8 protein-coding genes are annotated in these 12,446 nt (G+C 50.3%); 4 read left to right on the forward strand and 4 right to left on the reverse strand.

What is annotated here, in order from left to right:
• Positions 1-171: 171 nt before the first annotated feature.
• Positions 172-2,784: an aminopeptidase N gene (pepN, locus tag HEN33_RS07880; protein WP_176263456.1), complete on the reverse strand. Its 2,613-nt coding sequence runs from the start codon at positions 2,782-2,784 to the stop codon at positions 172-174.
• Between the two features lie 265 nt (positions 2,785-3,049).
• Here pepN and pncB point away from each other — a divergent pair, with 265 nt between their 5' ends.
• The 4 genes from pncB to aspC all read left to right on the forward strand — a co-directional run bounded on the left by pncB (position 3,050) and on the right by aspC (position 8,886).
• Positions 3,050-4,252: a nicotinate phosphoribosyltransferase gene (gene pncB, locus HEN33_RS07885; RefSeq protein ID WP_001305916.1), complete on the forward strand. Its 1,203-nt coding sequence runs from the start codon at positions 3,050-3,052 to the stop codon at positions 4,250-4,252.
• A gap of 168 nt (positions 4,253-4,420) precedes the next feature.
• Entirely contained in the window at positions 4,421-5,821 is a 1,401-nt protein-coding gene (gene asnS / locus HEN33_RS07890; protein ID WP_000117881.1) for an asparagine--tRNA ligase, read from the forward strand.
• Positions 5,822-6,422: 601 nt separating this feature from the next.
• Positions 6,423-7,511 carry a porin OmpF gene (gene ompF / locus HEN33_RS07895; protein ID WP_000977917.1) on the forward strand — a complete coding sequence of 363 codons (1,089 nt, stop codon included), beginning with the start codon at positions 6,423-6,425 and terminating at the stop codon, positions 7,509-7,511.
• 184 nt (positions 7,512-7,695) lie between these two features.
• On the forward strand, positions 7,696-8,886 hold the full coding sequence (gene aspC, locus HEN33_RS07900; protein ID WP_000462687.1) for an aspartate transaminase: 1,191 nt from the start codon (positions 7,696-7,698) through the stop codon (positions 8,884-8,886).
• Between the two features lie 49 nt (positions 8,887-8,935).
• Here the strand turns inward: aspC and gloC are convergent, their stop codons facing one another.
• The 3 genes from gloC to ldtD all read right to left on the reverse strand — a co-directional run bounded on the left by gloC (position 8,936) and on the right by ldtD (position 12,186).
• Positions 8,936-9,583 (reverse strand): hydroxyacylglutathione hydrolase GloC, encoded by a 648-nt coding sequence (gene gloC, locus HEN33_RS07905; RefSeq protein WP_176263455.1) that lies wholly within the window; start codon positions 9,581-9,583, stop codon positions 8,936-8,938.
• Positions 9,584-9,609: 26 nt separating this feature from the next.
• On the reverse strand, positions 9,610-10,158 hold the full coding sequence (locus HEN33_RS07910) for a YcbK family protein (RefSeq protein WP_001295932.1): 549 nt from the start codon (positions 10,156-10,158) through the stop codon (positions 9,610-9,612).
• A 180-nt stretch (positions 10,159-10,338) separates the two neighbouring features.
• Positions 10,339-12,186 (reverse strand): L,D-transpeptidase, encoded by a 1,848-nt coding sequence (ldtD, locus tag HEN33_RS07915; RefSeq protein ID WP_176263454.1) that lies wholly within the window; start codon positions 12,184-12,186, stop codon positions 10,339-10,341.
• Positions 12,187-12,446 lie beyond the last annotated feature (260 nt).

Here is a 12,446-nt window from a genome sequence, read left to right on the forward strand (position 1 = left end):
GCGGTTTCAACGGATTGTAGGCCTGATAAGACGCGTCAAGCGTCGCATCAGGCATTTGGGCACGGCTGCCGGATGCGGCGTGAACGCCTTATCCAGCCTACAAAACCAGCATTTTCAACTGACTTGTAGGCCTGATAAGACGCGTCAAGCGTCGCATCCGGCACGTTTATATCAAGCCAGAGCTTTGGTTATCTTCTCGTACAGATCGCCAGAGAGATTTTCCAGCCCTTTCAACTGCTCCAGCGCCGCGCGCATTTTCTCCTGACGTTTGGCATCGTAACGCTTCAGGCGAATCAGCGGTTCAATCAGACGTGAAGCCACCTGCGGGTTACGGCTGTTGAGGTCAGTAAGCATTTCCACAAGGAACTGATAACCGCTGCCATCTTCGGCATGGAACGCTGCCGGGTTGCTGCCCGCAAACGCGCCAATCAACGAACGAATGCGGTTCGGGTTGCTCATGGTAAATGAGCGATGCTGCAACAGACCACGCACCGTCTCCAGCACATTCGCCGCCGGGCTGGTGGCTTGCAGGATAAACCATTTATCCATCACCAGACCATCCTGATGCCACTTGTCGTCGTACTCCTGCATCAGCGCGTCACGGCATGGCAGCTGTGCGGCAACCGCCGCAGAAAGCGCCGCCAGCGCATCGGTCATATTGTTTGCTTCATGGTACTGCTTGCTCACCAGCACATCAGCCAGATGCGTTTCACCAAAAGCGAGGAAGCGCAGGCAGGCATTACGCAGAGTGCGTTTTGCAATATCTTCATGCTCAACGCGGTACTCGCTCTGATAATTTGCGTTATAAATAGCCAGCAGCTCATCCGCCAGTTCAGTCGCCAGAGTACGGGTAAGTGCTTCGCGTACTTCGGCAATAGCAATCGGGTCGATGATATCGAACAGTTCCGCCATTTCATTGACGGATGGCAGCGTCAGAATTTCTGCCGCCAGTGCCGGGTCAATCTTCTCATCCAGCAGCACCGCGCGGAAAGCATCGGCAACGTGTGCGGGTAAAGACAATGGTTGACCTTGCTGATGACGGGCGACGTTCAGTTTGATGTAGGTTGCCAGCAGGCTTTGTGCCGCATCCCAGCGGGAGAAATCATTACGCGCATGACGCATCAGGAAGGTCAGTTGCTGATCGCTCCACTTATATTCCAGTTTCACTGGCGCAGAGAATTCACACAGCAGTGCGGGCACCGGCTGGAAGTAGACATTATCAAAGACAAAGGTCTGTTCCGCCTGGGTGACGTTCAGTACCGAATTCACCGGGTGACCGCCTTTCTGCAACGGGATCACTTTGCCTTCGTTGTCATACAGCTCGATGGCAAACGGAATATGCAGTGGCTGTTTTTCTGCCTGATCCGGCGTAGCTGGCGTGCGCTGGCTGATGGTCAGGGTATACTGCTCGGTTTCCGGATTGTAGTCGTCTTTGACGGTCACAACCGGCGTACCGGACTGGCTGTACCAACGGCGGAAATGGGAGAGATCGACATTTGACGCATCTTCCATCGCCTGAACAAAGTCGTCGCAGGTTGCCGCACTGCCATCATGGCGCTCGAAATAGAGCTGCATCCCTTTCTGGAAGTTTTCTTCGCCCAGCAGAGTGTGGATCATGCGAATCACTTCCGCGCCCTTCTCATAAACGGTCAGGGTGTAGAAGTTGTTCATTTCAATAACCATATCCGGGCGGATCGGGTGTGCCATCGGGCTGGCGTCTTCCGCAAACTGCAATCCGCGCATGGTGCGCACGTTGTTGATACGGTTTACTGCGCGGGAACCAAGATCAGAGCTGAACTCCTGATCGCGGAACACGGTTAAGCCTTCTTTCAGGCTGAGCTGGAACCAGTCGCGACAGGTCACACGGTTACCGGTCCAGTTGTGGAAATATTCGTGACCAATAACGCGCTCAATATCGAGATAATCTTTATCGGTCGCAGTGTCGGTACGGGCCAGCACATATTTGGAGTTAAAGATATTCAGACCTTTATTCTCCATTGCGCCCATATTGAAGAAATCCACTGCAACGATCATATAGATGTCGAGGTCATACTCCAGGCCGAAGCGTTCTTCATCCCATTTCATGGAGTTTTTCAGCGAGGTCATCGCCCATGGCGCGCGATCAAGGTTGCCGCGATCGACGTACAGCTCCAGCGCCACTTCGCGACCAGAACGCGTGGTGAAGGTGTCGCGCAGTACATCAAAGTCACCTGCCACCAGCGCAAACAGGTAGCACGGTTTCGGGAACGGGTCCTGCCATTGTACCCAGTGGCGTCCATTTTCCAGTTCGCCTTGCGCAACGCGGTTACCGTTGGAAAGCAGGAACGGGTATTTGGTTTTATCGGCAATAATTTTGGTGGTAAAACGCGCCAGCACGTCCGGGCGGTCGAGATAATACGTAATATGGCGGAAACCTTCGGCTTCACACTGGGTGCAAAGCGCATCGCCTGACTGATAAAGCCCTTCCAGCGCAGTATTCGCCGCTGGGCTAATTTCATTAACGATCTTGAGCGTAAAACGCTCCGGCAAATTACTGATGACCAGTGCGCTCTCTTCTTCTTTCCAGGCGGTCCACGGCTCATCATTAATATGAACAGAAACCAGTTTAAGATCTTCGCCATCAAGACGAAGCGGAGCATCTGATGCACCATGACGGACAGCCTGGCTGACCGCGGTAACGACCGTCTTTTGCGCGTCCAGGTCAAAGGTCAAGTCAATATCAGTAATCTGGTAATCCGGCGCACGATAATCGTGACGGTATTTGGCTTGTGGCTGTTGAGTCATAAATAACCTTTAGCATCTTTTATAGAGTCTGGTGTTCAGTCTATTCCTGTTGCGTAAATCGCGCTATGCAGAATCTTCATCTTTTCAGGTACAAACGCCTTTATTGCTACATTTTTATAACATACGCAGCGCAATACCATCGACCAGAAAGGTGACATATGGTGTGATCGGGGTTCAATAAATTACGAAACAAGGTATACTCCAGCAGTTCCTGAAGATGTTTATTGTACTAAACGCTCCTGTACGAGGACGCTACTGCGCACCTATGACACAATTCGCTTCTCCTGTTCTGCACTCGTTGCTGGATACAGATGCTTATAAGTTGCATATGCAGCAAGCCGTGTTTCATCACTATTACGATGTGCATGTCGCGGCGGAGTTTCGTTGCCGAGGTGACGATCTGCTGGGTATTTATGCCGATGCTATTCGTGAACAGGTTCAGGCGATGCAGCACCTGCGCCTGCAGGATGATGAATATCAGTGGCTCTCTGCCCTGCCTTTCTTTAAGGCCGACTATCTTAACTGGCTACGCGAATTCCGCTTTAACCCGGAACAAGTCACCGTGTCCAATGATAATGGCAAGCTGGATATTCGTTTAAGCGGCCCGTGGCGTGAAGTCATCCTCTGGGAAGTTCCTTTGCTGGCGGTTATCAGTGAAATGGTGCATCGCTATCGCTCACCGCAAGCTGACGTCGCGCAAGCCCTCGACACGCTGGAAAGCAAATTAGCCGACTTCTCGGCATTAACCGCCGGTCTTGATATGTCGCGCTTCCATCTGATGGATTTTGGCACCCGCCGACGTTTTTCTCGTGAAGTACAAGAAACCATCGTGAAACGTCTGCAACAGGAATCCTGGTTCGTAGGCACCAGCAACTACGATCTGGCGCGTCGGCTTTCCCTCACGCCAATGGGAACACAAGCACACGAATGGTTCCAGGCGCATCAGCAAATCAGTCCGGATCTTGCCAACAGCCAGCGAGCTGCACTTGCTGCCTGGCTGGAAGAGTATCCTGACCAACTTGGCATTGCGTTAACCGACTGTATTACCATGGATGCTTTCCTGCGAGATTTCGGCGTAGAATTTGCCAGCCGCTATCAGGGCTTGCGTCATGACTCCGGCGACCCGGTTGAATGGGGTGAAAAAGCCATTGCACATTATGAGAAGCTGGGAATTGATCCACAGAGTAAAACGCTGGTTTTCTCTGACAATCTGGATTTACGCAAAGCGGTTGAGCTATACCGCCATTTCTCTTCCCGCGTGCAATTAAGTTTTGGTATTGGGACTCGCCTGACCTGCGATATCCCCCAGGTAAAACCCCTGAATATTGTCATTAAGTTGGTTGAGTGTAACGGTAAACCGGTGGCGAAACTTTCTGACAGCCCTGGCAAAACTATCTGCCACGATAAAGCGTTTGTTCGGGCGCTGCGCAAAGCGTTCGACCTTCCGCATATTAAAAAAGCCAGTTAATATCATCAGGGAGCTAATCGGCTCCCTTTTTTTACCTTTAATTCCGAAATCTTTCGCTGCATTTGCGAATTCTGCTTGTCTGATTGCAGATGCCAGGTAACATAGGTATCCCCCCATTTACGGGTGGACAAGTGTTTATTTTTTCCGACTATTAACAGAGAGAATATTATGAGCGTTGTGCCTGTAGCCGACGTACTCCAGGGCCGCGTAGCCGTTGACAGCGAAGTCACCGTGCGCGGATGGGTACGTACCCGCCGAGATTCAAAAGCTGGCATCTCCTTCCTCGCCGTTTATGACGGTTCCTGCTTTGATCCTGTACAGGCTGTCATCAATAATTCTCTGCCCAATTACAATGAAGACGTTCTGCGTCTGACCACCGGTTGCTCGGTCATTGTGACGGGTAAAGTCGTGGCGTCGCCAGGACAGGGGCAACAATTTGAAATTCAGGCCAGCAAGGTTGAAGTTGCTGGTTGGGTTGAAGATCCAGACACTTACCCGATGGCGGCAAAACGCCACAGCATTGAGTATCTGCGTGAAGTCGCTCACCTGCGTCCGCGCACAAACCTGATTGGTGCCGTCGCGCGCGTTCGCCATACGCTGGCGCAGGCGCTGCATCGCTTCTTTAACGAGCAGGGATTCTTCTGGGTTTCAACGCCACTGATTACTGCGTCTGATACCGAAGGGGCTGGCGAAATGTTCCGCGTTTCTACGCTGGATCTGGAAAACCTGCCGCGTAACGATCAGGGCAAAGTGGATTTCGACAAAGACTTCTTTGGTAAAGAGTCTTTCCTGACCGTATCTGGCCAGTTGAACGGCGAAACCTACGCTTGCGCATTGTCCAAAATTTATACCTTCGGCCCGACTTTCCGTGCTGAAAACTCCAACACCAGCCGTCACCTGGCGGAATTCTGGATGCTGGAGCCGGAAGTGGCGTTTGCTAACCTGAACGATATCGCGGGTCTGGCTGAAGCCATGCTGAAATATGTCTTCAAAGCGGTTCTCGAAGAACGCGCTGACGACATGAAATTCTTCGCTGAACGCGTAGATAAAGATGCCGTTTCACGTCTGGAACGCTTTATTGAGGCCGATTTCGCGCAGGTGGATTACACCGACGCAGTGACCATTCTCGAAAACTGCGGCAGGAAGTTTGAAAACCCGGTTTACTGGGGCGTCGATCTCTCTTCTGAGCATGAGCGTTATCTGGCAGAAGAACACTTTAAAGCACCGGTAGTGGTTAAAAACTATCCGAAAGATATTAAAGCGTTCTATATGCGCCTTAACGAAGACGGTAAAACCGTTGCGGCTATGGATGTTCTGGCTCCGGGCATCGGTGAAATCATTGGTGGTTCTCAGCGTGAAGAGCGTCTGGACGTGCTGGACGAGCGTATGCTGGAAATGGGCCTGAATAAAGAAGATTACTGGTGGTATCGCGATCTGCGTCGCTACGGTACTGTTCCGCATTCCGGTTTCGGTCTTGGTTTTGAACGCCTGATTGCTTACGTAACTGGCGTGCAAAACGTGCGTGATGTGATTCCGTTCCCACGTACTCCGCGTAACGCCAGCTTCTAATTTAGCGTCTTCAAGAGCCAGCGCCCGCTGGCTCTTTTTTTATCCTTTCTGTCAAGTTATCTGTTTGTTAAGTCAAGCAATCTATTTGCAACCCCGCCATAACGATCATCCTGTTACGGAATATTACACTGCAACATTTGCGCACAAAAAATAATCCGCATTCTTATTGCGGATTAGTTTTTTCTTAGCTGATAGCACAATTTTCATACTATTTTTTGGCGTTCTGGATGTCTGGAGGAGGATTTAGTGCCAGGTCGATAAAGTTTCCATCAGAAACAAAATTTCCTTTTAGTTAATTTAAATATAAGGAAATCATATAAATAGATAAAAATTGCTGTAAATATCATCACGCTTCTATGGAAATATGACGGTGTTCACAAAGTTCCTTAAATTTTACTTTTAGTTACATATTTTTTCTTTTTGAAACCAAATCTTTATCTTTGTAGCACTTTCACGGTAGCGAAACGTTAGTTTGAATGGAAAGATGCCTGCAGACACATAAAGACACCAAACTCTCATCAATAGTTCCGTAAATTTTTATTGACAGAACTTATTGACGGCAGTGGCAGGTGTCATAAAAAAACCATGAGGGTAATAAATAATGATGAAGCGCAATATTCTGGCAGTGATCGTCCCTGCTCTGTTAGTAGCAGGTACTGCAAACGCTGCAGAAATTTATAACAAAGATGGCAACAAAGTAGATCTGTACGGTAAAGCTGTCGGTCTGCATTATTTCTCCAAGGGTAACGGTGAAAACAGTTACGGTGGCAATGGCGACATGACCTATGCCCGTCTTGGTTTTAAAGGGGAAACTCAAATCAATTCCGATCTGACCGGTTATGGTCAGTGGGAATATAACTTCCAGGGTAACAACTCTGAAGGCGCTGACGCTCAAACTGGTAACAAAACGCGTCTGGCATTCGCGGGTCTTAAATACGCTGACGTTGGTTCTTTCGATTACGGCCGTAACTACGGTGTGGTTTATGATGCACTGGGTTACACCGATATGCTGCCAGAATTTGGTGGTGATACTGCATACAGCGATGACTTCTTCGTTGGTCGTGTTGGCGGCGTTGCTACCTATCGTAACTCCAACTTCTTTGGTCTGGTTGATGGCCTGAACTTCGCTGTTCAGTACCTGGGTAAAAACGAGCGTGACACTGCACGCCGCTCTAACGGCGACGGTGTTGGCGGTTCTATCAGCTACGAATACGAAGGCTTTGGTATCGTTGGTGCATATGGCGCCGCTGACCGTACCAACCTGCAAGAAGCTCAACCTCTTGGCAACGGTAAAAAAGCTGAACAGTGGGCTACTGGTCTGAAGTATGACGCGAACAACATCTACCTGGCAGCGAACTACGGTGAAACCCGTAACGCTACGCCGATCACTAATAAATTTACAAACATCAGCGGCTTCGCCAACAAAACGCAAGACGTTCTGTTAGTTGCGCAATACCAGTTCGATTTCGGTCTGCGTCCGTCCATCGCTTACACCAAATCTAAAGCGAAAGACGTAGAGGGTATCGGTGATGTTGATCTGGTGAACTACTTTGAAGTGGGCGCAACCTACTACTTCAACAAAAACATGTCCACCTATGTTGACTACATCATCAACCAGATCGATTCTGACAACAAACTGGGCGTAGGTTCAGACGACACCGTTGCTGTGGGTATCGTTTACCAGTTCTAATAGCACACCTCTTTGTTAAATGCCGAAAAAACAGGACTTTGGTCCTGTTTTTTTTATGCCTTCCAGAGCAATCTCACGTCTTGCAAAAACAGCCTGCGTTTTCATCAGTAATAGTTGGAATTTTGTAAATCTCCCGTTACCCTGATAGCGGACTTCCCTTCTGTAACCATAATGGAACCTCGTCATGTTTGAGAACATTACCGCCGCTCCTGCCGACCCGATTCTGGGCCTGGCCGATCTGTTTCGTGCCGATGAACGTCCCGGCAAAATTAACCTCGGGATTGGTGTCTATAAAGATGAGACGGGCAAAACCCCGGTACTGACCAGCGTGAAAAAGGCTGAACAGTATCTGCTCGAAAATGAAACCACCAAAAATTACCTCGGCATTGACGGCATCCCTGAATTTGGTCGCTGCACTCAGGAACTGCTGTTTGGTAAAGGTAGCGCCCTGATCAATGACAAACGTGCTCGCACGGCACAGACTCCGGGTGGCACTGGCGCACTACGCGTGGCTGCCGATTTCCTGGCAAAAAATACCAGCGTTAAGCGTGTGTGGGTGAGCAACCCAAGCTGGCCGAACCATAAGAGCGTCTTTAACTCTGCAGGTCTGGAAGTTCGTGAATACGCTTATTATGATGCGGAAAATCACACCCTTGACTTCGATGCACTGATTAATAGCCTGAACGAAGCTCAGGCTGGCGACGTAGTGCTGTTCCATGGCTGCTGCCATAACCCAACCGGTATCGACCCTACGCTGGAACAATGGCAGACACTGGCACAACTTTCCGTTGAGAAAGGCTGGTTACCGCTGTTTGACTTCGCTTACCAGGGGTTTGCCCGTGGTCTGGAAGAAGATGCTGAAGGACTGCGCGCTTTCGCGGCTATGCATAAAGAGCTGATTGTTGCCAGTTCCTACTCTAAAAACTTTGGCCTGTACAACGAGCGTGTTGGCGCTTGTACTCTGGTTGCTGCTGACAGTGAGACCGTTGATCGCGCATTCAGCCAAATGAAAGCGGCGATTCGCGCTAACTATTCTAACCCACCAGCACACGGCGCTTCTGTTGTTGCCACCATCCTGAGCAACGATGCGTTACGTGCGATTTGGGAACAAGAGCTGACTGATATGCGCCAGCGTATTCAGCGTATGCGTCAGTTGTTCGTCAATACGCTGCAGGAAAAAGGCGCAAACCGCGACTTCAGCTTTATCATCAAACAGAACGGCATGTTCTCCTTCAGTGGCCTGACAAAAGAACAAGTGCTGCGTCTGCGCGAAGAGTTTGGCGTGTATGCTGTTGCTTCTGGTCGCGTAAACGTGGCCGGGATGACACCAGATAATATGGCTCCGCTGTGCGAAGCGATTGTGGCAGTGCTGTAAGCGTTAAAAACAATGAAGCCCGCTGAAAAGCGGGCTTTTTTATGCGCCTTTACCAGACGGGCATTTCGTCTTGCAGGAAGGGATTATGCAGGCGCTCATAACCAAGTGTGGATAATGGTCCGTGACCCGGAATAAATGTCACATCATCCCCCAGTGGCAGCAATTTATCTTTGATTGAAGAAATCAGTTGATTATGATCGCCACGCGGGAAATCACTGCGCCCTACTCCGCCTTTGAAAATAACATCGCCAGAAATCAGCAGTTTTGCCCGATCATCAAAAAACACCACATGACCCGGCGTATGACCAGGGCAATGCAACACCTGTAAAGTCACATTCCCTATGCTGATGGTGTCTCCTTCGTTCAGCCAACGATCTGGCGTCAGCGGCTGGCACTCTTCCAGACCAAACATACGGCTTTGCGCAGGCAAACCTTGCAGCCAGAATTCATCTTCTTTTTCCGGACCAAGAATCGGCACGCCGTAATGTTGTGCCAGTTCCGCCGCTGCACCAACGTGGTCCAGATGACCATGCGTCAGCAGGATCTGCATCAGTGTCAGGCCGCTGGCATCAACTTCCTGTTTGATTTTTTCCGCATCGCCACCAGGATCGACCAATGCGGCCAGGCGGGTTTGTTCACACCAGATCAATGAACAGTTCTGGGAGAATGCGGTGACCGGAATAATACGATAGTTCATACTGCCCCTGTTTCGTTAAGCGATTGCTACCAGTGCCGTGCTGGCCCGGTATCAATATGCACAAAGTTACTACGTGGGTAATATCCTACACCACCTGCGCGCATAGATAACGCGGCTTTGCGAATATTGCTTAACGCGATACCTTCAATATGGAAATCCATCGCCTGCCCTTTCGTGTGATAGCTTTTCTTCGCTACTCCACGGCTGCGGGCACGTAGTTCATTGTTGGTATCAATGGAGCGATAACCGGAAATGAGTTGCACCGGTTTGCGGGTGCCTAACAACCCTTGCAGGCGATACAACTGATCGAATAATCCTGGGTCGATGGACTTTATTTTGTTCGCGCGGTAATCGCGGAAAAAATGGTTAAGTTTTGCCAATTCTTCCTGAATATAGCCTCTGCCATCGAAAAACTCCGCTTTGATTGACTCTCCGGTATGGAGATTATTGAGTGTCAAAATACGCGGGCGTGGGGTAGAGAGTGTTGCAAACGCCGGGGTCGGCAGGATGGCGGCACCGAGTGCAACGCCACCAAGCGCCAGCAGTTTGCGGCGATTAGCGTCGAATTTGTCCATGATAATCAAGTCTACAGGTCAATGTTATCGTTTATATGCACTTCTGGCGCACAAGAGGCACCTTAACCGCCCGTAAAGCAGACGTCAAGATGACTCAACCCCAGCAGTGACGGGGGCTGCAGAGAAGCGCCCCCGATCATGCTAATTATTACGACAACTGATTTCCCCGAACTGCTTCATTTACCTGATTAATTGTTCCGCTTTCGATACGATTTGCGAGCTGGATCGCGCAGGCAGATCATAATTGTAAATATCTGTACGATACTGGGTACGACCATCTGCACCAACAAAGGCCGTCAGATAGAAGAGATTCACCGGAATCGACTGCCGAATATTGACGTAACGCGTATCGCCCTGCTTCAGCGCATCAGAAATACGTTTGTCATTCCAGCCTGCATCCTGCAACAGCATATTCGCCAGATCGGAAGCTTTATTCACTCGTACACAGCCTGAGCTCAATGCGCGTGTATCACGCTTGAACAGATTATGGTTCGGCGTGTCATGCAAATAAATGGCCTCTGAACTCGGCATATTGAATTTATAGCGCCCCAGCGAGTTCCGTGGGCCTGGAGCCTGCTGGAAGCGGAACGGTAAATTCGAGGCCGTGATTGTAGACCAGTCAACCTGCCATGGGTCAATCGCTTCTCTGCTGTTCCAGCCGCGCATCACCGTATAGCCATGGCTTTCGAGATACCCAGGATCATTGCGCACTTTCGGCAGAATATCTTTGCGTGCCAGAGTTGGTGGTACGTTCCACGGCGGGTTTACCACCACGTTGTTAAGGGCACTACTCATCATCGGCGTTTTGCGATCGGGGCGACCGACAATGACTCGCGAATCCAGCACCTGATTGCCGTTCTGATAGTAGACCAGCGAATAGGCCGGAATGTTAACCATGATCCCGGTAGAAAGCTCTGTTGGCAGCAAGCGCAATCGCTGGATGTTGAGTGCCAACACGCCAGCACGCTGGGCGGGCGTTACGTTTAACCAGTCACGCGTTGCCGGGCCAATAGCGCCATCTGCTCCCAATCCTTGCCATGCCTGAAAACGTTTAACGGCTTCCACCAGTTCATTATCGTAGGCGGCACGAACGACAGGCGCAGGTTTACTACGAGACGTAGTTTGCTTGTCCATCGGCTTAGTTTCTGCTGTTTCAACAGTAACAGCGGATGGTCTGACTACCGCGTCAGTTGGCGTGTCATCGCCAGGTAGCGTAATTTTCGGCCCCCCATCCAACATGCCTGTGCGTTGCAATATTTCGCGCAACGCCGGTACGTCGTTACTCCACTGTCCTGGGCGCAACGTTGCTTTGCCGGTCAGTTGGGGCCACGGTTTGGTGTCACTGAGTAAGGCCAGTAAAGATTCATGCATCGCCGCATATTGCGGATGCTGCGGTGCCAGTCCTGCAACAAACGTCGGCAATTGACCTTTATCCAGCGCCAGCTGCCATTGGTTAATCACCGAGAGCGGCGGCGTGGAAAGCGCATAAGGTTTACTGCTGTATAGCCAGCGAGTGCCTTTGACTGGAATATTTGCGATGAAATGGAGATAGCCCATCATCGCATCAGAGAGCACCACATCGCGTGCCATCCCGTTAATACCAGGATCGGTTAGCAACTCTACCCATTTATTAAACTGCGGCTGGAAACCGGCAATCGCCACCTCTGCCAGCTGTTGCTGGAAGGCTTTAACAGCATCACGGTTTTCCCACATGGGTTGCATATCGCGTGCGGCATACAACAATTGAAGCTGGTTAAGATAAACCGGCTTATAACCTGCGGGTAATTGAGATTCGATTTGCGTGCGGGCTTTTTCAGCCGCACCTTCAGGCAATGGCTGGATCCCCGCCATTATTGCCGTGGCTTGCGCCTGCGGCAGTGCCTCGCCCTGTTCACTGACAGCCACCGGGCTGTCGCCAGGGATTACTTCAGGCTCATCGGCCTGCGCATTGAACAGTGGAGCGAATGTTACGGCCAGGCACAAACTGATTGCCGACAGCCGACGACCACACATCATATTAAGCAACATCCCTTGCCCCCTGTTTTTATCATACTTTGAATAGCCAGGCTGTTATTTTACGACTTGCCTGTACAACGCCAATACTCACGAAAGTATGACGAGCAAGCCTGTTACTCATCAGGCTTATCTTCAGTATATAAACGCCGATACGTTTTTACATAACCTAATGTAAAGAAGTTTAAAGAAAAGCGCGCCAGAATGTGGCACTTTTTTAGTGCAGAAACGGAGTTTTCAGAAACAGGAAAGGCGGCATCGCTGCCGCCTCAATC

This window comes from Escherichia sp. 94.0001, assembly GCF_013369155.2.
Lineage (GTDB): Bacteria > Pseudomonadota > Gammaproteobacteria > Enterobacterales > Enterobacteriaceae > Escherichia > Escherichia coli_F.